Annotated in this window: 18 protein-coding genes; 8 read left to right on the plus strand and 10 right to left on the minus strand. The window is 61.0% G+C overall.

Annotated features, from left to right (window positions below):
• The first annotated feature begins 75 nt into the window (after positions 1 to 75).
• Together osmE and DM813_RS00635 are read left to right on the plus strand one after the other, a co-directional pair.
• Positions 76 to 429 carry an osmotically-inducible lipoprotein OsmE gene (gene osmE, locus DM813_RS00630; RefSeq protein WP_128321518.1) on the plus strand — a complete coding sequence of 118 codons (354 nt, stop codon included), beginning with the start codon at positions 76 to 78 and terminating at the stop codon, positions 427 to 429.
• Between the two features lie 14 nt (positions 430 to 443).
• On the plus strand, positions 444 to 989 hold the full coding sequence (locus DM813_RS00635; protein ID WP_128321519.1) for a ferritin-like domain-containing protein: 546 nt from the start codon (positions 444 to 446) through the stop codon (positions 987 to 989).
• A 98-nt stretch (positions 990 to 1087) separates the two neighbouring features.
• On the opposite strand, the gene DM813_RS00640 is transcribed toward DM813_RS00635, so the two are convergent.
• On the minus strand, positions 1088 to 3148 hold the full coding sequence (locus tag DM813_RS00640; RefSeq protein ID WP_128321520.1) for an AsmA family protein: 2061 nt from the start codon (positions 3146 to 3148) through the stop codon (positions 1088 to 1090).
• Between the two features lie 327 nt (positions 3149 to 3475).
• Here DM813_RS00640 and DM813_RS00645 point away from each other — a divergent pair, with 327 nt between their 5' ends.
• From DM813_RS00645 to DM813_RS00655, 3 genes are all read left to right on the plus strand, one after another.
• Positions 3476 to 3886, plus strand: a complete 411-nt coding sequence (locus DM813_RS00645; RefSeq protein WP_128321521.1) for a hypothetical protein — start codon at positions 3476 to 3478, stop codon at positions 3884 to 3886.
• Between the two features lie 134 nt (positions 3887 to 4020).
• Entirely contained in the window at positions 4021 to 4650 is a 630-nt protein-coding gene (locus DM813_RS00650) for a TetR family transcriptional regulator (RefSeq protein ID WP_128321522.1), read from the plus strand.
• Positions 4651 to 4727: 77 nt separating this feature from the next.
• A complete protein-coding gene (locus tag DM813_RS00655; RefSeq protein WP_128321523.1) occupies positions 4728 to 5837 on the plus strand; it encodes an AGE family epimerase/isomerase in 1110 nt (369 codons plus the stop codon).
• A gap of 27 nt (positions 5838 to 5864) precedes the next feature.
• On the opposite strand, the gene DM813_RS00660 is transcribed toward DM813_RS00655, so the two are convergent.
• The 6 genes from DM813_RS00660 to DM813_RS00685 all read right to left on the minus strand — a co-directional run bounded on the left by DM813_RS00660 (position 5865) and on the right by DM813_RS00685 (position 12390).
• Entirely contained in the window at positions 5865 to 6632 is a 768-nt protein-coding gene (locus DM813_RS00660) for an SDR family oxidoreductase (protein ID WP_128321524.1), read from the minus strand.
• A 675-nt stretch (positions 6633 to 7307) separates the two neighbouring features.
• Entirely contained in the window at positions 7308 to 8024 is a 717-nt protein-coding gene (locus DM813_RS00665) for an ABC transporter ATP-binding protein (protein WP_128321525.1), read from the minus strand.
• The gene (locus DM813_RS00670; protein ID WP_128321526.1) at positions 8021 to 8896 is read right to left on the minus strand and encodes an ABC transporter ATP-binding protein; all 876 of its coding nucleotides are present in this window, start codon (positions 8894 to 8896) and stop codon (positions 8021 to 8023) included. Before DM813_RS00670 ends, DM813_RS00665 begins: the two co-directional genes overlap by 4 nt.
• Positions 8893 to 10176, minus strand: a complete 1284-nt coding sequence (gene livM, locus DM813_RS00675) for a high-affinity branched-chain amino acid ABC transporter permease LivM (protein ID WP_128321527.1) — start codon at positions 10174 to 10176, stop codon at positions 8893 to 8895. Before livM ends, DM813_RS00670 begins: the two co-directional genes overlap by 4 nt.
• Positions 10177 to 10178: 2 nt before the next feature.
• Positions 10179 to 11093 (minus strand): ABC transporter permease subunit, encoded by a 915-nt coding sequence (locus tag DM813_RS00680; protein ID WP_128321528.1) that lies wholly within the window; start codon positions 11091 to 11093, stop codon positions 10179 to 10181.
• 160 nt (positions 11094 to 11253) lie between these two features.
• A complete protein-coding gene (locus DM813_RS00685) occupies positions 11254 to 12390 on the minus strand; it encodes a branched-chain amino acid ABC transporter substrate-binding protein (RefSeq protein WP_128321529.1) in 1137 nt (378 codons plus the stop codon).
• A 469-nt stretch (positions 12391 to 12859) separates the two neighbouring features.
• Here DM813_RS00685 and pncB point away from each other — a divergent pair, with 469 nt between their 5' ends.
• On the plus strand, positions 12860 to 14062 hold the full coding sequence (pncB, locus tag DM813_RS00690) for a nicotinate phosphoribosyltransferase (RefSeq protein WP_128321530.1): 1203 nt from the start codon (positions 12860 to 12862) through the stop codon (positions 14060 to 14062).
• Between the two features lie 3 nt (positions 14063 to 14065).
• Positions 14066 to 14893, plus strand: coding sequence for an ammonia-dependent NAD(+) synthetase (gene nadE, locus DM813_RS00695; protein WP_128321531.1), 828 nt, complete (start codon positions 14066 to 14068; stop codon positions 14891 to 14893).
• Between the two features lie 68 nt (positions 14894 to 14961).
• Here nadE and azu read toward each other — a convergent pair whose 3' ends face one another.
• Complete coding sequence (gene azu, locus DM813_RS00700) at positions 14962 to 15408, minus strand: azurin (protein WP_128321532.1); 447 nt, start codon at positions 15406 to 15408, stop codon at positions 14962 to 14964.
• 366 nt (positions 15409 to 15774) lie between these two features.
• On the opposite strand from azu, the gene DM813_RS00705 reads away from it, so the two are divergent.
• Complete coding sequence (locus DM813_RS00705; protein WP_128321533.1) at positions 15775 to 16362, plus strand: TIGR00730 family Rossman fold protein; 588 nt, start codon at positions 15775 to 15777, stop codon at positions 16360 to 16362.
• Here DM813_RS00705 and DM813_RS00710 read toward each other — a convergent pair.
• On the minus strand, positions 16359 to 17261 hold the full coding sequence (locus DM813_RS00710) for a transglutaminase family protein (RefSeq protein WP_128321534.1): 903 nt from the start codon (positions 17259 to 17261) through the stop codon (positions 16359 to 16361). The genes DM813_RS00705 and DM813_RS00710 overlap by 4 nt on opposite strands.
• On the minus strand, positions 17261 to 19747 hold the full coding sequence (locus tag DM813_RS00715) for a circularly permuted type 2 ATP-grasp protein (protein ID WP_128321535.1): 2487 nt from the start codon (positions 19745 to 19747) through the stop codon (positions 17261 to 17263). Before DM813_RS00715 ends, DM813_RS00710 begins: the two co-directional genes overlap by 1 nt.
• Positions 19748 to 19778 lie beyond the last annotated feature (31 nt).

Genomic DNA, 19778 nt, shown 5'->3' on the forward strand with positions numbered 1-19778 from the left:
TGATTGCAATCGCAATCGAACTCCCGGCGCCTGCTGCGGTTCCAACCCTGTAGACCCTCAGCAAGGAGCGGGACCATGTACAAGCAGACCCTGGCAATCCTCCTGACCACCACCGCCCTGGCGGCTTGCGGCAGCCGTCCGGAAAACCCGGTCGACTACGTCACCTACCGTGACCAACCGCTGGTCAAGCAGGTGGAAAACGGCATGACCATGCAACGGGTGATCGCCATCGGCGGCAGCCCGTCCAGCGTGATCGACCTGCCGCATGGCGGTACCTGCAACAACTACATCCTCAATCAGGAAGGCCATCAACAAGCCTACTACGTGCGTTTCGACGCCACCGGGCATGTGGATGCCAAGGGTTTCAAGACCTGTGAACAACGCCAGACCGATGACCAAGCGGTAGAGAAAGCCAAAGCCGAGATCTAGCCCTGGAGAACACCATGAGCACCGTTGAACTGACCGATGTGAAAACCCTGCGCCAACGTGCCCGCCAGCACGTCGAGCAAGGCGCCGTGACCGAAGGCTACAACGCCGACCGCGAGCAGATCCTGCGGCTGCTCAACGAATCGCTGGCAACCGAATGGGTCTGCGCCCTGCGCTACAAACGTCACTACTTCATGGCCAGCGGTATCAAGGCCAGCGGTATCAAGGCCAGCGTGGCGGCCGAGGAGTTTCTCGAACATGCCACCCAGGAACTGGAGCATGCCGACAAGCTGGCCGAGCGCATCGTGCAACTCGGGGGCGAGCCGGACCTGAACCCGGATAACCTGAGCAAGCATTCCCATGCGCAGTACGTGGAAGGCAAGAACCTTGAGGAAATGGTCCTCGAAGACCTGGTTGCCGAGCGCATTGCCATCGACAGTTACCGCGAGATCATCCAGTACATCGGTGAATCCGACCCCACCACCCGGCGCATCTTCGAAGAGATCCTGGCTCAGGAAGAAGAGCATGCCGATGACATGGCGGACCTGCTCAAAGGTCTCTGAGAAACTTCGCGGCGGCCTGCTTCCTGTAAACACACTCCCACAGGTTAATTGCACAGCCCCTGTGGGAGCGGGTTTACCCGCGAATAGCCGCGCCGCATTTATCCCGCCTTCACCGTCCGCGGTGCCTTCCCGGATTTCATCTGCTCAAGCAACGGCGTGCACTGATTGGGCACATCGCCGCCCGGAGCCACCAGCGCCAGCAGTCCTGCCGCCGGGCCGACCAGCACTCCCAGTGCGACCATTCCCGCGCCCCGCAATGCAAGCGGCACGGCCTGCACACCGGCACTGGGCTTGGCAAACGGGCCGCGTACATACAACGGCGAGCGCAGCGAGAACAGGCGCACGCCCTTGGACTCGGGATTGATCTTCAGGTCCAGCTGCTCGCTGGCGAAGTTGGCGGTGCCATTGATGTAGATGATCGCGTTCTCGGTGTCGAAGACAAACAGGCGCGTGGTTGCCAGGCCATCCTTGATGCCGAAGTCGGCAGCCGCGCAGTTGATCTTCACTTCCTTGTCGCCAAACAGCTGGCCGATGACGTAGTTACCCACGTTCAGCCCGGCAATCTCCATGAGCCCACGGCTGATGGCGCCATCGTTGATCAGCATTTTCAGGTCGCCATTGGCGGTGCCCAGCAGGGCGGCCACCGAATTACCCCGGCCCTTGAGGTCAGCGTCGCCATTGAGCTCGCCAAAGCTGGTTTTCATCGGTTCGAAGGTGGGGAACAGCTGCTTCAGCTTGAAGCCCCGCGCACTGAGCTGAGCCTGTCCTTGCAGCGGTACCGCGCGCCCGTCGAGGCGAATCTGCGCATCCAGTTTGCCGCCGGCAATGCCAAAGCGCAGCGGTTCAAGGCGCAACACCCCATCATCGAGGACAACGTGGCTGGACAGGTCGGTGAACGGCAGCGACTCGCTGTGCACGATGCGCTTGCCACTGAAGGTCACGTCGGCATCCATGGCACGCCAGCGCTCGGTACGAAATTCCTCGACCGGCAGCACCTTGCCTGCCGGTTGCTTGCTGGCGCCGCCACGGGCTTTCTGTTCGGCATTGGAGTCGGCGCCAATCAACGGCGCCAGGTCCTTGAACAGCAGCTGATTGGACACCAGGTTGCCGCTGAGTTTGGGTCGCGGCTGGCTGGCGGCAAACGTCAGGTCGCCATGGATGTCACTGTTGCCGATCTTGCCGTTGAAGCCTTCGTAGCGAAACTGCGCGCCTCCCGGCTCATGCAGCTTGGCCACCAGATGACCGTCGGTGGCGTATGGCGGGGAGTCCGGCAGCGTTACACCGGTCAACGGGTAGAGGTTGCCCAGGCTTGCACCCGACAATCGCAGGCGCAGGTCGAGGGCGCCCAGGTTACGCGGGTCGGTCAGGGTCCCTGCGAGGACAATGCGCGTATCGGCGATCTGCAGGTCAGCCTGCAGCGGAAAGGGCTGGCTCGCATCCTGAAGTGCCAGCAAGCCGCCAATCTTGCCTTCGCCGGCAAGCGCCTGGCCCTTGTAGCGCCCTTTGACCTTCAGGCCAAAGGCATAGTCCTGAGCCCCACCCGCCTTTGCTGCCGAAGCCTTGCCAACGATATCGCCGAACGGCACCGGTTTACCCAGCGGGTCGATCAGCAGGTCCAGGCGGGTTTTCAGGGTCTGGTCATCCAGGCTCACCTGGCCTTTGTCGAAGCCAATGGCGCCGATGTCGATTACCCAGGGCGAAGGCTCGGCGTGCTCATCCTTGGGGCCGAAGTCGAACGTCCAGTTGGCGCGACCGTCGGCCAGGCGCTTGAGGCTGGCAGTAGGCTGGTTCAGGTCGATACGCGGGATGACAATCTGTTGAAACAGCAGCGGCAAGGGCGCAAGGCGGAACTCGACCTGCTTGAGGCTGACCATCTGCGGCTCTTTGAGCCAGTCGGGATTGCCCAGGGTCAGGTCCTGGGCGATAAAACGCGGCCAGGGTACCCACGCTCGCCAGCCACCCTGCTCCAGTTCACGCTGCCAGCGGACCTGCAGATTGCCGTTGATGGCGAAGGGACGGTGCAACGCCTCGGAGACTTTGGCGTTGAGCATCGGCTTGACCCGGTTCCAGTCAAAGGTAGCAATCACCACGGCCAGTATCGCCAGCAGCAACAGCAGGCTGGAAAAGGTCCAGGTGAGGATTCTGGCGGGACGCGTCATTGCGGATTCTCCTTGCGATCACCGGGCCAAGGTGGGCGATTTGATAGCACGTATTCTTCGGACTGATGAAACGCCCAAGGGTTTAACCGGCGTTGCATGATAGCGGCTGATAGCGCGGTTTTTCCTTGATTTTTCCTCGATACGACCTTGGTCTACACGCCCCCAAGACGGCTTTGAGGCTGCCTGGAACACCCGGTCTAGAGCACCTGCGGCAAAACATCAATTCCGTTGATTGTTACCATTATCTTTATGAACTTTTATCTCCCGCCCCCCAGCGTAGCATTGGCTCCGTACCCACTTTCCAGCACCACCACGGAGCACCGAACAATGAAACGCCAATTACTCCTGAGCTTGTCCCTGTCGATCCTGGCCGCCAATGCCTTCGCCATTCCTGCCGCCGACCAAAGCCTGACGGCTGAATCGCGCTCCAGCTCGGCGGTGATCTCGCAGCCACTGAACACCCTGGCCGAAGGCGGTTCTGATCGCCTGCAAGAGCGCAACGTCCGCGTTGCCGAGGGCGGTTCCGATCGTCTGCTGGAACGCACCAACCGTGTTGCCGAAGGCGGTTCCGATCGCCTGCTGGAACGCACTAACCGTGTTGCCGAAGGCGGTTCCGATCGCTTGCTCGAGCGCACCAACCGCGTCGCCGAAGGTGGTTCCGATCGCCTCAACGCACGCTTTCAGGTTGCCGAAGGTGGCGCTGACCGCCTGATCGAACAGAACCATCGTGTGAGCTGACGTCTATGCCACACAATAAGAGATCCCAGCCTTGCAACGGTTCCCCTCCAAGCCCGGTCAATTGACCGGGCTTTGTTTTTCCCGGCGCAGGCTATTAGAGTGCAGGGCTGATTGACTGCCAACCGATACTCGCCATGCTGCCGCGCGCCGAACAAAAACAACAGACCCGCCAAGCTTTGCTGGATGCCGCCCGCCACCTGATGGAAAGTGGCCGGGGCTTTGGCAGCATCAGCCTGCGCGAAGTGAGTAAATTCGCGGGTATTGTGCCCACCGGTTTTTACCGGCATTTCTCCGACATGGACCAGCTGGGCCTGGCCCTGGTCAATGAAGTTGGCGAAACCTTCCGCCAGACCATTCGCCTGGTTCGCCACAACGAGCTCGAACTCGGTGGCATTACCGACGCCTCGGTGCGCATCTTCCTAGACGTGGTTGCCGCCAATCGCCCACAGTTCCTGTTTCTCGCCCGCGAGCAGTACGGTGGCTCGCAACCGGTGCGCCAGGCGATCGCCACCCTGCGCCAGGGCATCAGCTCAGACCTGGCGACCGACCTTGAGCGCATGCCGCGCTGGCAGCACCTGGACAGCACCGCCCTCTCGGTCATCGCCGACCTGGTAGTAAAAACCGTGTTTGCCACCTTGCCGGAACTGATCGATGAGCCGGATGACGATGGCGCAAATACCCTGAGCGCGCAGGACAAGATCACCCAGCAATTGCGCTTCATCTTCGTTGGCGCCAAGCACTGGCAGGGCCTGAGCAGTCTCTAGGTGTCGGCACAGCGCCGTTCCCGTGGGGTTTCCTGCTACCATGCGCGCAAACGCACCAATCGCGACGACTCTTCTCCATGCCCGACCTTCGTACTGCCCAGCCTGAACTGCCTGCCCTGCTCGAGCAGGTCAAGACGCACTTTACCCAGCGCATCGTGCCGCTCTGGCAAGGTCCGGGCTGGAATGCGGAACTGGCCCTGCCTTTCGAAGCGCTTGATCCGCAGCATCAGCCGCTGCCCGTACAGCGTTATCGAGCCATGGCCTGTGCCCGCCAGCTGTACCTGTTCAGCAGCCGCATCGACGAACCCGGGGCCCGCGAGCGTGCAGCGGCGCTGTTTCGATCGCTGCAGCGGCATTTCCACGATGCCGAACACGGTGGCTGGTTCTACAGTATCGACGCTCAGGGCAAGCCGCTGGACCGCCGTAAAGACCTCTACACCCACGCGTTCATCATATTTGCCTGCGCCCATTACTGGGGCCAGGTGCGCGAATCTTTGGTCGAGTCCACGCTCAATGCCGCCTTGAGCGTGGTAGCCGAGCGTTTCGCCCGCGATGACGGACTGTATGAGGCAAGTCTTGATGAAGACTGGTCGGACGTGGGTAGCGGCCCCTTGCAGAACCCGTTGATGCACCTCGCCGAAGCGTTCCTTGCCACCCTCGCGGTGCGTGACGATCAAGCAGTGCAACAGGCCCTGCTGGCGCTGGCCGACGCCATGCAACAGCACTTCATCGATGCCGAGCACGGGGTGATGCTGGAAAAACCACAGGGGGCTGTGGATAACTGGTTCGAGCCAGGCCACCAGTTCGAATGGTTCTACCTGCTGGCGTCTTCACCGCTGCTGCGCGGCAGCGCGCTGCACGCCTCCCTCGACCGGGCGTTTGCCTATGCCGAGCAGTGCGGGGTGAAAGATACTGCGGCATTGGCCATGCTCAGCGCTGACGGCGAAGTGCGCGATGCCACCCAGCGCATCTGGGCCCAGGCCGAATACCTGCGCGCCCTGGCCTTGCGCCCGGACAGCGCCGCCAAGGTGCTCGTCCAGCTACAGGCACTGCAGCAGCGCTTCCTGCATGCCGGTGGCTGGTACGAGTGCCGTGACGCCGACGGCGCGGTCAGCCGCAGCGATATGCCGTCGACCACGCCCTATCACCTGGCGACCTGCCTGGAAGGGCTGCAGCGTCAGATCTGACGCAATCGCCAGCGAGCCGGCGAGGCCTCATGCCTTGCCGGAACGGTCGATCGAGAAACCCGCCCATGCCTGGCTCACCGGCATCAGCTCAAGGCTGTTGATGTTGATGTGCGCCGGCTGGTTCATGATCCAGAAGATTGTCTCGGCAATGTCCTGCGGCTGGATCGGCTCGGCACCGGCATAAGTGGCGTCGTAGCGCGCCTGATCGCCGCCGAAACGCACCAGCGAAAACTCGCTTTCGCACAAGCCCGGCTCAATGTTGCTCACTCGCACGCCCGTGCCTTGCAGGTCGCAGCGCAGGCTCAGGGAGAACTGGCCGACGAAGGCCTTGGTACCGCCATACACGTGGCTGCCCGGATAGGGATAGTTACCCGCCACCGAGCCCACGTTGAGAATGGTCGCACCACGGCCATGGGCGATCAGACGTGGCAACAACAGACGGGTGCTGTACATCAGGCCCTTGATGTTGGTGTCGACCATGGTTTCCCAGTCGTCCAGGTCACACTTGGGCGCCGGGTCGGCCCCCAGCGCCAGGCCGGCGTTGTTGATCAGGCCGCGCAGTTTGGCGAACGACGGCGGCAGGCTGGCTACCGCCGCCTCCATGGCCTTGCGGTCACGCACATCGAGCACCAGGCCATGTACTTCAGTCTTTTTCGACAGTTCTTCACAGAGCGCGTCCAGGCGCTCCTGACGGCGACCGGTCAGCACCAGGGACCAGCCGGCCTCGGCAAATCGACGGGCACAGGCTTCGCCGAAGCCTGAGGTCGCGCCAGTGATGAAAACGGTGGAAGTCATCGGGTACTCCTTGCAAGGTCGAAATCACAGATCAGCAGCATGCCCGCCAGCAACCGTGCCAGCAAGTACACATGCGCTGTACAAAAAACATCCAATTCCGCCAAAGCCTTGATCCATAAGGGCTGGAGCAAGCTTTGCTCACCTTATCCACAGGCTCTTGCACACACTCTGGGGGCAACTTGAAACCCGCTGAACCGACGTTAAACCCCGGATCGACAAGTATTTTTCTTGACCATCGGGCTGTCGGTTGACCTCAGTCTCCGCTGGGCGGCCAGGGGCAGTCATTCCGGTGATGGCCCAAGGCCCGTGCAGACGGCACTTGCAGCGTTCTTTCCAGTGCTTGCCCACAGACTTATCCACAGCCTTTGCACCTGCTTTGGCGCCCGGTTGCACTGGGTATAAAAGACTTGACAACGGCGCTTTAGATTTCTTTCCGGACAGTTGATCAAAAAACAATCACGAGCCTGAAAGCCTTGTAAACAAAGGCTTTCAGCAAGGTGCCACCAAGTTACCCACAGCCGCTTCCACACCAATGGTGGACAACTTGAACACTCGGGAAATCATCGACTTGCAGCGACTTTGTGTCGCGCCTGAAAGGAAGTGCGCGCAAGGTTGTCCACAAAAAACCCGGACAAAAAAACGCCCTGCTGTGCAGGGCGCTTTCACACAGCCGGATCAGTGCCCGCCCAGATACGCGTTGCGCACCTCATCGTTGACCAGCAGCTCCTGCCCGGTACCGGTCAGGCGGATCTGGCCGTTGACCATCACATAGGCACGATCCGACAGCTTGAGCGCATGGTTGGCGTTCTGCTCCACCAGAAAGATGGTCATGCCGGTCTGCGCCAGTTCACGCAAGGTGGCGAAGATCTGCTTGACCACAATCGGTGCCAGGCCCAGTGATGGCTCGTCGAGCAGCAACAGTTTGGGCCGGCTCATCAACGCCCGGGCAATCGCCAGCATCTGCTGCTCGCCCCCCGACATGGTCATCGCTCGCTGATTACGCCGCTCCTTGAGCCGCGGGAACAGGTCAAACATGCGCTGCATGTCTTCGCTGGCAAACTTGTCGCCGATGGGGATGGTGCCCATCATCAGGTTCTCTTCCACCGACATGTCCGGGAACACCCGACGTCCTTCAGGCGACTGGGCGATGCCGTTGGAGGCGATGTAATGGGACGACTTGTGGGTAATGTCGGTACCGCGATAGACAATCTGCCCGCTGGCCGCCCGCGGCTGACCGAAGATAGACATCAGCAGGGTCGATTTGCCGGCGCCATTGGAGCCGATCAGGCTCACCGTTTCACCTTCATCGATGTGCAGCGAGACCTTTTTCAACGCCTGGATCGGTCCGTAGAACACGTCGATTTCTTTCATTTCGAGGATGGGTGCACTCATACCAGCTCCTCTTCGTCAGCACCCAGGTAGGCGGCAATCACTGTGGGGTTGTGGCGGATGTCCTGCGGGGCGCCTTCGGCGATCACGTTGCCGTGGTCGAGCACCACAATATGGTCGGAAATACTCATCACCATGCCCATGTCATGTTCGATCAGCACGACGGTAATGTCGTGCTCGTCGCGAAGTACCCGGATCATCTTGCTCAGGGCTTCGGTTTCCTGCGGGTTGAGGCCGGCTGCCGGCTCGTCCAGGCAGATGATTTTCGGCCGTGTGCACATGGCCCGGGCAATCTCCAGACGACGCTGCTGGCCGTAGGACAGCTCGCCGGCCAGGCGGTTGGCGCAGTCCACCAGGTCGACCACTTCCAGCCAGTAGAAGGCATGGTCGAGGGCATCGCTTTCGGCCTTGCGGTAGGCCTTAGTGTTGAGCACGCCGGCCAGCAGGTTGCGGTTGACCCACATGTGCTGAGCCACCAGCAGGTTCTCCACCACCGACATTTCCCTGAACAGGCGAATGTTCTGGAACGTGCGCGCCAGGCCGGCACGGTTGACCAGGTGGGTACCACCGAACATTTTGTAGTGCATACGGTTGATAAAGCGCTTGGGTGAAACGAAGTCACCCAGGCGGAAACGCTCACCCAGCAACTGGATCACGTTGGTACGGGTACCGCGCATGTTCAGTTCGATCTTGCCGCCACTGGCTTTGTAGAAACCGGTCAGGCAGTTGAACACCGTGGTCTTGCCGGCGCCGTTAGGGCCGATCAGGGCGAAGATGGAATTGCGTTTGACCTTGAGGCTGACATCGCTGAGCGCCTTGATCCCGCCAAAATGCATCATCAGGTTATCGACTGAAAGAATCACGTCATCGCTCATGGCGCCACTCCTTTACGCGGAACTACACCGGTACGGCTGATGCGAATCAGGCCGCGCGGTCTCCAGATCATCATCAACACCATCAACACCCCGAACAGCAGCACCCGGTATTCGGAGAAGCTGCGCAACAGCTCCGGGGCCACGGTCAGCACGAACGCGGCGATCACCACCCCGACAGTCGATCCCATCCCGCCCAGCACCACGATCGCAAGGATCAGCGCCGATTCGAAGAAGGTGAACGAGGACGGGTTGACGAACCCCTGGTAGCTGGCGAAAAACACCCCGGCAAGGCCCGCAGTGGAAGCCCCGAGGGTGAACGCCGAGAGCTTCACCAGCACGTGGTTGAGGCCCATCGAGCGGCAGGCAATCTCGTCTTCGCGCAGCGCTTCCCAGGCACGGCCGACCGGCATACGGGTCAACCGGTGCTTGATGTAGAGCACGGCCAGCACCACCAGGAACAGCACAATGTAGATAAACAGGAATTTCACGTTGGGGTTGTAATCGATGCCGAAGAACTCATGGAACGGTACACCCCCGTCCTTGGCCCGGCGCCCGAACTCCAGGCCCATGAAGGTCGGCGAAGGTACCGGCATGCCGTTCGGGCCGCCGGTGAACGACAGCCAGTTGTTGAGCACCAGGCGGATGATTTCACCAAAGCCCAGGGTCACGATCGCCAGGTAGTCACCGTGCATCCTCAGCACCGGGAAGCCCAGTATGCAGCCGGCCAGCGCCGCGGCGATGGCCGCCAGCGGCAACACCGTCCAGAACCCCAGCCCCAGGTACTGGTAACCCAGCGCCAGGCCATAGGCACCAATGGCATAGAACGCCACGTAGCCAAGGTCGAGCAAGCCGGCCAGGCCGACCACAATGTTCAGGCCCAGCCCCAGCAACACGTAGATCAGGCCGAGGATGACCACGGTCAGCAGGTACTTGTTGGCGAAGAACGGGAAGACAATGGCGATGACGATCAGCGCCGGGATGATCCAGCGCAGCCGCGACTTGTAGTCTGGCGCCAGCACATGCACGCCGGAACCGCTGCCCTCGAAGCCCTGGAGGATCGACTGGCCCTTGGGTGTCTGCAGGAACAGGCTGAGCAAAAAGCGCCCGGCCATGACCCCGGCGACCAGCCAGGCCACGCGGGTCGGCTCCATGTTGAAGCTGTAGCCGTCGAGCACCACGCCGACAATAGGCCCGAAGACAATCAGGGAAATCAGCCCGGCGAGAATCGTGTCGATCAGGCTGCGTTTGAGATCGAATGAAGTGGATTTGGCAGCAGACATACTTACACCTTCGCCACGAGTGGGCGACCCAGCAGGCCTTGGGGACGGAAGATCAGAATCAGCACCAGCAGGGAGAAACTGAACACGTCTTTGTAGTCGGAGTTGATCAACCCGGAGAACAGCGATTCGGAGATGCCGAGGATGATCCCGCCGAGCATGGCGCCCGGCAACGAGCCGATGCCACCCAGTACCGCTGCGGTGAAGGCCTTGATGCCGATGATGAAACCGGCGTAGAAGTCGAACGTGCCGTAGTTCATGGTGATCAATACGCCCGCCAGCGCGGCCATGACGGCACCGATGACGAATACATAGGAAATCACCCGGTCGGTGTTGATGCCGAGGATCGAGGCCATCTTGCGATCCTGCTGGGTGGCGCGGCACATACGCCCCAGCTTGGTGAACTTGATGATGTAGGTCAGCGCGGCCATGCCGACGAACGCGGCGACCAGAATGAAGATCTTGGTGTAGGTCAGCTGGACGAAACCGCTACCCACTTCGACGCGCCAGGCGCCTTCAAGCAGGGTCGGAATGCCTTGCTGGCGTGCACCCTGGCTGATCTGCGCATAGTTCTGCAGGATCAGCGAAATACCGATGGCACTGATCAGCGGTGCCAGGCGGGTGGAGTTACGCAGGGGTTTATAGGCGATACGTTCGATGGTCCAGCCATACACGCCTGTCACCACCACCGTGAAGATCAGCGTCCCGAGCATCAGCAGCGGGAAGGATTCGATACCGAAGTAAGCCAGCAATGCCAGACTGATCGCCGCCAGGTAAGCGGAAATCATATACACCTCGCCGTGCGCGAAGTTGATCATGCCGATAATGCCATAGACCATTGTGTAGCCGATGGCGATCAGGCCATAGACAGACCCCAGGGTCAGCCCATTGACCAGTTGCTGCAGAAAAATACCATCCATAACGCAATCTCACGTATTTGAGATTGCACAAGCGCCGACTACGTTGAGCCCCGGATGAAGCGGCCCTCGCAGCGCAGGGTTGTGCAGATCTACGAGAAAAGACAGGTACGGCGCAAAACCGGGTAGCGACCCGGGCTAAGGCCCGGGTCGGGTACCGTTGTTATTTTTGTTTTTCCAGTTGGTGGTACTTGCCGTCCTTGTCCCACTGGTAGACCACGTAGTCGGAGACTGTCAGGTCGCCTTTGCTGTCCCACTTCTTCTCGCCCATCACGGTTTTCACCGGATTGGCCTTGAGCCACTTGGCAGCGTCTTCGCCCTTGTTCGACTTGGAGCCATTGAAGGCCGCAGCCAGGGCCTCGACCGAAGCGTAGGCATACAAGGTGTAGCCTTCAGGCTCGGTGCCTGCTTTGCGGAACTCTTCTACCACTGCCTTGCTGTCCGGCAGCAGGCGCGGGTCGGCGCCGAAAGTCATGTACACGCCATCAACGTACTGCGCGCCACCGGCGGTGGTGACCAGTTCGTCGGTGACAACGCCGTCATCGGACATGAATTTGACGTCTTTCAGGCCCGCTTCACGCAACTGCCGGACCAGCGGACCGGCTTCCGGGTGCAAACCACCGAAGTAGACGACGTCGGCACCGGCACCGCGAATCTTGGTGACCACGGCGCTGAAGTCCTTCTCGCCACGGGTCAGGCCTTCGTACAGCACCGGCGTCACGCCACGCTTGGCCAGTTGTGCTTTGGTGGCATCGGCCAGGCCTTGGCCGTAGGTGTCCTTGTCGTGCAGCACGACCACTTTTTTGCCTTTGAGCACGTCGACGATGTAGTCGCCGGCAACGATGCCCTGCTGGTCGTCACGCCCGCACATACGGAACATGGCGCTCAGGCCGCGCTCGGTAACCTGAGGGTTGGTCGAACCCGGGGTGATGGCAATGACGCCCGCCTCGTCATACACCTCTGAGGCCGGGATGGTGTTGGACGAGCAGAAATGTCCGACCACACCGGCGACCTTGTCCTGGTCAACCAGACGGTTGGCCACGGCTACGGCCTGCTTGGGCTCGCACGCGTCGTCACCTTTGACCAGGACGATCTTCTCGCCGTTGACCCCGCCTGCGGCGTTGATCTTGTCTGCCGCCGCCTGGGCACCTTTCATGTACTGCTCGCCAAACGCTGCGTTGGCACCGGTCATCGGGCCTGCTACACCGATCTTGATGTCGGCCTGAACATACGAAGAAACACCCAGCGCCGTAGCTACGGCAAGGGCCAGAAAGCCTTTCTTGTAAAACGTCTGCGACATGAGGTGGTGCTCCTTGGTGTTTTTTTGGTTGGCACTACAACTTTCAGCAATAGCTCTGAGCAAGGGCCGTGCCATTGGATTTTTATTCTTGAAAAACACCTGAAGAAGTTGCCAAGGCCTTGGCCGCGTCCTTTTTTTACTGGCTGTGCAACCGTCTGCCGCAAGGCAAGCGCCACCCAACCGACCAAAAAGAGCAACCATAAAGTGCCATCATTGCAACCTCGCCAAGTGGTTACGTGCAACCCGCCTGTAACAGGATGCGTAACCGAACTGCACATCGTTGGTGCGCGACTGCTACAGCGGGCACCAATACAGGCTAGCCGCTGACCGGCGAAAGCGCCGCCCCCGAAACGCTGCTACGGATGTACCCGCAGCGCGCCCGCCCACCTGCGGGAAAAGGCTGGCACAATGGCAATGTCTGTGCGTCGTTGCTGGCAGTTAATGGCGCGCGCCCCCTACGGAGCCCCTTATGAGCGAGAGCGCCTTCGCCGATCGCATCGTGCAAAACCTGCTCGACACTGACTTCTACAAACTGAGCATGATGCAGGCGGTGCTGCACAACTACCCCAACGTCGACGTCGAATGGGAGTTTCGCTGCCGCAATGGCGAAGACCTGCGCCCCTATCTGGCGCAGATTCGCGAACAGATCGACAAGCTCTGTGAACTGAGCCTGGCTAATGGCCAATTGGGCTTTCTGGAACAGATCAGCTTCATCAAGCCGGACTTTCTGCGTTTTCTCGGCCTGTTCCGCTTCAACCTGCGCTACCTGCACCTGGGCATCGAAAACGATCAACTGTACCTGCGCATACGCGGCCCCTGGCTGCACGTGATCCTCTTTGAAGTGCCGTTGCTGGCAATCATCAGCGAAGTACGCAACCGCCATCGCTATCCGCAGGTCAAGCTCAGCGAAGCCCGCGACCAGCTGTACCGCAAGTTCGACTGGCTCAAGGCCCATGCCAGCAGCGAAGAACTGGCAGAGTTGCAGGTGGCCGACTTCGGCACACGCCGACGCTTTTCCTACAAAGTGCAGGAAGAAGTGGTACGGGTGCTCAAGGACGATTTCCCGGCGCGCTTCGTCGGTACCAGCAACGTGCATCTGGCACGAAAACTGGATATCAAGCCCTTGGGTACCATGGCTCATGAATGGATCATGGCCCACCAGCAACTTGGCCCGCGGCTGATCGACAGCCAGATTGCCGCGCTCGACTGCTGGGTGCGTGAATACCGTGGGCTGCTCGGCATCGCCTTGACCGACTGCATCACCATGGATGCGTTTCTCGGCGACTTCGATCTGTTCTTCGCCAAGCTGTTCGATGGCTTGCGCCACGACTCGGGCGACCCGGTGCAGTGGGCAGAAAAGGCCATCGCCCATTACCGCAAGCTGGGAATCGACCCGATGACCAAGACACTGGTGTTCTCTGATGGCCTGAACCTGACCAAGTCACTGGAGATCTTCCGTGCCTTGCGCGGACGCATCAACGTCAGCTTCGGCATCGGCACCAACCTGACCTGCGACATACCCGGGGTGGCGCCGATGAGCATCGTGCTTAAAATGACCGACTGCAACGGCCAGCCTGTCGCCAAGATTTCCGACGAGGCGGCCAAGACCCAATGCCGTGACGAAAACTTCGTTGCTTACCTGCGCCACGTCTTCAAAGTGTCCAAGGAGTAATTCATGCAAGCCGCCCAGCGAGAGATTGCGCAAGCACTCAAGGTCCAGCCCCCGTTCGCCGACCGTGCCGCGCTCGATGCCGAAGTGAACCGGCGCGTGGCATTCATCAAGCAGTGCCTGAACAACGCCCGGCTAAAAACCCTGGTGCTGGGAATCAGCGGTGGCGTCGACTCGTTGACCGCAGCGCTGCTGGCGCAGCGGGCGATCAACGAGCTGCGCAGCGAGACCGGTGATCCTGCTTACTGCTTTATCGCCGTGCGCCTGCCCTACCAGGTTCAACAGGATGAGCACGATGCCCAGGCCTGCCTGGAAGTGATCAAGGCTGACGAAGTTCACACGGTGGATATCGCCCCGGCCGTACGCGCCCTGGCCGCCGAGGTCAAGGCGCTGGAAGGCGGCACGCCGACGATGGTCGACTTCGTGGTGGGCAACACCAAGGCGCGCATGCGTATGGTCGCGCAGTACACCATCGCTGGCGCCCGTCAGGGCCTGGTGATTGGCACCGACCATGCCGCCGAGGCGGTGATGGGCTTCTTTACCAAATTTGGTGACGGTTCCTGCGACCTCGCGCCCCTGAGCGGGCTGGTGAAAAACCAGGTACGCGCCATCGCGCGCAGCTTTGGCGCGCCGGAATCATTGGTAGAGAAAGTACCGACCGCAGACCTGGAAGACCTGGCGCCGGGCAAGCCGGACGAAGCATCCCATGGCGTGACCTACGCGCAGATCGATGCCTTCCTGCACGGCGAGCCGGTCAGCGAAGAGGCGTTCGAGATTATCAAGCGGACTTACGAGAAGACCCAGCACAAACGCGAGATGCCGTTCGCACCTTGAAGCCGAAATCGCCGGTAAGCCGGCTCCTACTGTAGGAGCCGGCTTACCGGCGATGGCCAGCTACACCATTACTTCAGCGTAACGGTGCCTTTCATCATCGAGATGTGGCCAGGGAACGAGCAGAAGAAGCCGTATTTCTCGTTGGCATCCAGCTTGGAAACATCGAAAGTCACCGAGGCGGTTTCCTTGGCACCGATCACTTTGGTGTGAGCAATCACGCGCGCGTCACCTTCCTTCAGGTAATCCTTCTCGATACCAGCGCTCAGGCCATCGGTCGCGATCGGCTGCATGTCCGCTTCCTTGCTGATCACCAGGTTGTGGCCCATGACGTTCTTCGGCAACGAGCCGGAGTGGGTCAGCTCAACAGTGAAAGTCTTGCAGCTCTTGTCGATTTCGATGGCCTTGGTGTTGAAGGACATCTGGTCGGTGGAATCGACGGTAACCTTACACTCGGCAGCAAATACCTGAGTGGTGGCGAGAGTCAGCAAGGATACTGCTACAACTTTGGCAAACATCGTGAATCTCCATGACAGGGTTTTTATCAGTTTGCAGACTGCCTGAAACCGTGGAGCACGCCCATGATGTGGGTCAAACGCCGGATACGAGGCCAGGCAGTAAATTTGTTCTATGGATTGTATACACAAATCCTAAGTGAACATCATGCGCCATTGTTAGACGATGAGACAACCTCTCATTCAGGAGTCATTGATCATGTCCTTCAGTAGCTTGATGAACAGCTTGCTCGCCGCCTACGCCTGCGGTGCCAGCGGCGCGATCTGCGAATTCGCCCGACCAGAATAGTAGTGTTTACAAAACATTGCCGACTTGGAAGTGACTGGCCAGCACCTTACTCTGTGGACGCTTGTAACCGGAGAGAAGTGATGCCAGTACGTTCAGTATGTGTATTTTGCGGCGCCAGCACCGGCGTCAACCCGGCCTACCGCGAGGCGGCCATCGCCCTCGGCCAGGCCATCGCCCAACGCGGCCTGACCCTGGTCTATGGCGGCGGCGCAGTCGGCCTGATGGGCATCGTTGCCGACGCCGCCATGGCGGCCGGTGGTGAAGTGATCGGGATCATCCCCGAAGCGCTGAAAAATGCCGAAATCGGCCACACCGGCCTGACTCGCCTGGAAGTCGTTGACGGCATGCACGCGCGCAAGGCACGCATGGCGGAACTGAGCGACGCCTTCGTCGCCCTGCCTGGCGGCCTGGGTACCCTGGAAGAGCTGTTCGAAGTCTGGACCTGGGGCCAGCTCGGCTATCACGCCAAGCCGTTGGGCCTGCTCGACGTCAATGGTTTCTACAGCAAGCTCGGCGACTTCCTCGACCATGTGGTGGAAGAAGGCTTCGTGCGCCCGCAGCATCGCGCCATGCTGGCGCTAGCGACCACCCCCGACGAACTGCTCGACGCCATGGACAGCTTCGAAGCCCCGGTACTGCCCAAGTGGGTCGACAAGAAACCTGACTAAACCTGGTACTCATCCAGCGGCATCACTGTGACCTGCACCTCAGGGTCATGGTTGCCGCCGCCGAGGATTACCCCGCGCAGCGGCGATACATCGGAGAAGTCCCGGCCCCAGGCCAGGGTAATGTGCTCCAGTGCCGGGCGCAGGTTGTTGGTGGGGTCGAAATCGACCCAGCCCTGGGTCGGGCAAAACACCGAAATCCAGGCGTGCGAGGCATCAGCCCCCACCAACCGGGGCTGTCCCGGTGGCGGCCGGGTCAGCAAATAGCCACTGACGTAGCGCGCCGCCAGCCCACGTGAGCGCAGGCAGGCAAGCATCAGGTGGGCAAAGTCCTGGCAAACGCCACGGCGGCGCTCCAGCACCTCCACCAAGGGCGTTGCGACCTGGGTCGCCGTGGCATCGAAAGTGAATTCGCTGAAGATCTTTTCCATCAGTGCCTGCACCCCGAGCAGCATCGGCTGCCCCGCTGCAAAGCACGACTCGCTGAAGGCCACGAAGCGCTGTTTCAGGTGCACATAGGGCGATTCGAAACGGTAGCGACAAGCCTGTAACAGCTCACCGCTCAGGGGCTGACTGGCATACGTCAGGGCGTCGCGTACCTGCTCCCAGGCGGGAGACGCACTGAACTGCGGTTCGGCGCGGGGCAGCACCTCAATCTGCAAACGCGCCACCACCTGCAATTGTTCATGCTGACGCTCGAAGGCAAGACGCGTCAGCGGATTGCCGAACACATCCCACTCATCCCTCCGCTGGGTGGGTGTCGGGCTGATCTGCAGAACCTGTTCAGTGCAGCGCTGCCAGGCACAGGGCCGCGGCCACAGGTGCGCCAGTTGCTGGGCCAGGGACACCGGGCTGTCGTAGCGATAGTGGGTATCGTGAATGACCTGGTAACGCGCGCTCATCACACCGACACCGTTTGTTGGCTGACATCATCGACGTGAGCGAAATGGCGCAGCGCCAGACGTTCGGAAATCTCGCCACTGGCCGTGGCGATGGACTGCAACAGATCCGCCAGCCCGGTCAGTACCGCGCGAACACTGGCGGCGCCGAACAACGAGTCTTCGAGGCTGCGCAAGTCGAAGTGCTTGAGCTGGTCGGCCAATAGCGCCAGCGCTGGCTCCGGGCTGCTGGCAAACTCCTTGCTGAGACGCCCGTAAGCGCGCACCAGCAGATTGAGCTGAAACAGCACGGCATGCGGGTTCTGTTCATCGAGCAGGAGCAAATCCAGTACCGGTATCAGCTGCGCAACCGCCAGGTAGCGCGAGCGGTAGGTGATGCTGCTGTTGCCCAGTTCCAACAACCATTCCAGCCCGGCCTGATCGAACACCGTTGGCCCCCTCAGGTAAACCGCCAGGCTGCTGCACAAGGACTGCAAACGCTCGATACGGCGGCCGATCATCAAGAAGCGCCAGCCTTCATCGCGGGTCATGTCGTCCAGGGCAAAGCCGGACAGTGCTGCCATGGACATCACCAGGCGATTGAGCACATCTACCTGCTCGCCAAAGTCCGCCGTTTGGTTTTCCAGGCTCCGCGACTCGTTCTGCAACTCCACCAGCGCCTGCCAGTTTTCTCGCGAAAGCTTGCCACGAACCTGTGATGCAGCCCATTGCAGTCGCTGCAGGTTGGCCCGCAGGCTGAAGGCCCAGTCGCTGTCGGCCAGCGCCGCGCGCACGCGCTCGGGCAACGTCCCCTCCTCTGGCAGCAACGACAGTTCATCGGCCAGGGTCACTGCCGCCTGCAAGGCCAAGGGGTCATCACCATCAAGGTAACGGGTGAGGATGATCCGCAGCAAACGCGCGCTGGCATCACAGCGTTCGCAATAGCGCCCGAACCAGAACAGGTTTTCCACCACCCGCGACGGCAGGTAAGGGTCCTTGCGGATCAGGTCCGCCACCCCGAGGGTATGCTGGGTGCGCCATTGCTCACCACTGGGCGCCGTGTCGGCCACTACCCAGGTGTCTTTGCTGGCACCACCGCGCTGCATCGACACCACCTCGGCATCGGCCAGCGCCGCCACTCGCGTCAGGCCCCCCGGGAGCACCCGGTAGCCCTCGGCCGAGGCCACGGCATACACACGCATGCCGATGGCCCGCGATTGCAGCTGGCCCGGCTCCTGCTGCCATACCGGCGCCTGGGACAGTTGCGCCAGTTCCTGCGCAACGTAGGCGTAGGGTCGTGCCTGTATCCGCTCGGCCAGGGCCTGGCGCCCGGCCTTGTCCAGATCGCGGCCGAACACTGCGTTGAAGCTCTGCGAAGGAAACGCCGGCTTGACCAGAAGCTGTGGCAACTGCTCCAGCGCCCGCGCCATGACCGCTGGTTCACCGCACCACCAAGTGGCAATCGACGGCAGGCACAGGTCTTCAGCAAACAGGCGCTGGTTGATGGCCGGCAAAAAGCCCAGCAAACCGGGCGACTCCAGCACCCCACTGCCCAAGGCGTTGGCCACCAGTACCCGGCCCTGACGCACGGCATCCAGCAGGCCAGGCACCCCCAGGGCCGAATCGGTACGCAGCTCCAGCGGGTCGCAAAAGTCGTCATCCAGGCGCCGCATGATCGCGTGGACACGACGCAAACCACTGAGTGTCTTGAGGTACACCGTGGCATCGCGCACCGTCAGGTCGCAGCCCTCCACCAGCGGATAGCCCAGCTGGCGTGCCAGGTACAGGTGCTCGAAATAGCTTTCATTGAAACGCCCCGGGGTCAGCACCACCACCAGCGGCGAATCGCTTTCACCGGGCGCCAGGTGCACCAGCGTCTGCTGCAAGGTACGAAAAAAACCTGCCAGGTGTTGCACCTTAAGGTCGCGGTACAACTCGGGCAACGCCCGCGAAACAATGGTGCGGTTCTCCAGTGCATAGCCCGCGCCGGAAGGCGCCTGGGTACGATCTGCCGTCACCCACCAGCGCCCGTCTGGCGCGCGCGCCAGGTCCACTGCATACACATGCAGAAAGGTGCCATCGGGCGGGCTGATGCCCTGGCACGGCCACAGGAAGTTGTTATGCCCATAGACCAGCTCGGCAGGCAGCAGCCCCTCGCTGATCAATTGTTGTGGCCCGTAGATGTCCGCCAGCACAGCATTGAGCAAGCGCGCCCGCTGGGCAACGCCAGCGGCGAGTTGCTGCCATTCGCAGGCAGGCAACAGGTGCGGCAACAGGTCCAGTTCCCAGGGCCGATCAGCCCCCTTGGGGTCGGCGTAGACGTTGTATGTCACGCCGTTTTCCTGCAGTTGGCGGGTAAGCGACGCCTGTCGTTGTGCCAACTGCGCCCGGCCGCTGCGCTGCAGGTAAGCACACACCCGCTGCCAATGCTCGCGTACCTGCCCCTGGCCCTCGAGCATTTCATGATAGGTCCCCGGGCTCACCGGGCAAGCATCAAACAGGTCGGGCATGGCAAGGCTCAAGGGCTGCAAGTGATTTCAG

It is taken from the genome of Pseudomonas alkylphenolica, from assembly GCF_004025535.1.
In the GTDB taxonomy this organism is placed as follows: domain Bacteria; phylum Pseudomonadota; class Gammaproteobacteria; order Pseudomonadales; family Pseudomonadaceae; genus Aquipseudomonas; species Aquipseudomonas alkylphenolica_A.

What these genes read in the sequence shown, in the direction of transcription:
- DM813_RS00705 (WP_128321533.1), top strand. Translation starts at nt 15,775, where the DNA reads ATGCCAGTACGTTCAGTATGTGTATTTTGCGGCGCCAGCACCGGCGTC.
- osmE (WP_128321518.1), top strand. Translation starts at nt 76, where the DNA reads ATGTACAAGCAGACCCTGGCAATCCTCCTGACCACCACCGCCCTGGCG.
- pncB (WP_128321530.1), top strand. Translation starts at nt 12,860, where the DNA reads ATGAGCGAGAGCGCCTTCGCCGATCGCATCGTGCAAAACCTGCTCGAC.
- DM813_RS00660 (WP_128321524.1), bottom strand. Translation starts at nt 6,632, where the DNA reads ATGACTTCCACCGTTTTCATCACTGGCGCGACCTCAGGCTTCGGCGAA.
- DM813_RS00640 (WP_128321520.1), bottom strand. Translation starts at nt 3,148, where the DNA reads ATGACGCGTCCCGCCAGAATCCTCACCTGGACCTTTTCCAGCCTGCTG.
- DM813_RS00635 (WP_128321519.1), top strand. Translation starts at nt 444, where the DNA reads ATGAGCACCGTTGAACTGACCGATGTGAAAACCCTGCGCCAACGTGCC.
- DM813_RS00655 (WP_128321523.1), top strand. Translation starts at nt 4,728, where the DNA reads ATGCCCGACCTTCGTACTGCCCAGCCTGAACTGCCTGCCCTGCTCGAG.
- DM813_RS00650 (WP_128321522.1), top strand. Translation starts at nt 4,021, where the DNA reads ATGCTGCCGCGCGCCGAACAAAAACAACAGACCCGCCAAGCTTTGCTG.
- DM813_RS00670 (WP_128321526.1), bottom strand. Translation starts at nt 8,896, where the DNA reads ATGAGCGATGACGTGATTCTTTCAGTCGATAACCTGATGATGCATTTT.
- livM (WP_128321527.1), bottom strand. Translation starts at nt 10,176, where the DNA reads ATGTCTGCTGCCAAATCCACTTCATTCGATCTCAAACGCAGCCTGATC.
- DM813_RS00665 (WP_128321525.1), bottom strand. Translation starts at nt 8,024, where the DNA reads ATGAGTGCACCCATCCTCGAAATGAAAGAAATCGACGTGTTCTACGGA.
- DM813_RS00645 (WP_128321521.1), top strand. Translation starts at nt 3,476, where the DNA reads ATGAAACGCCAATTACTCCTGAGCTTGTCCCTGTCGATCCTGGCCGCC.
- DM813_RS00685 (WP_128321529.1), bottom strand. Translation starts at nt 12,390, where the DNA reads ATGTCGCAGACGTTTTACAAGAAAGGCTTTCTGGCCCTTGCCGTAGCT.
- DM813_RS00715 (WP_128321535.1), bottom strand. Translation starts at nt 19,747, where the DNA reads ATGCCCGACCTGTTTGATGCTTGCCCGGTGAGCCCGGGGACCTATCAT.
- nadE (WP_128321531.1), top strand. Translation starts at nt 14,066, where the DNA reads ATGCAAGCCGCCCAGCGAGAGATTGCGCAAGCACTCAAGGTCCAGCCC.
- DM813_RS00710 (WP_128321534.1), bottom strand. Translation starts at nt 17,261, where the DNA reads ATGAGCGCGCGTTACCAGGTCATTCACGATACCCACTATCGCTACGAC.
- azu (WP_128321532.1), bottom strand. Translation starts at nt 15,408, where the DNA reads ATGTTTGCCAAAGTTGTAGCAGTATCCTTGCTGACTCTCGCCACCACT.
- DM813_RS00680 (WP_128321528.1), bottom strand. Translation starts at nt 11,093, where the DNA reads ATGGATGGTATTTTTCTGCAGCAACTGGTCAATGGGCTGACCCTGGGG.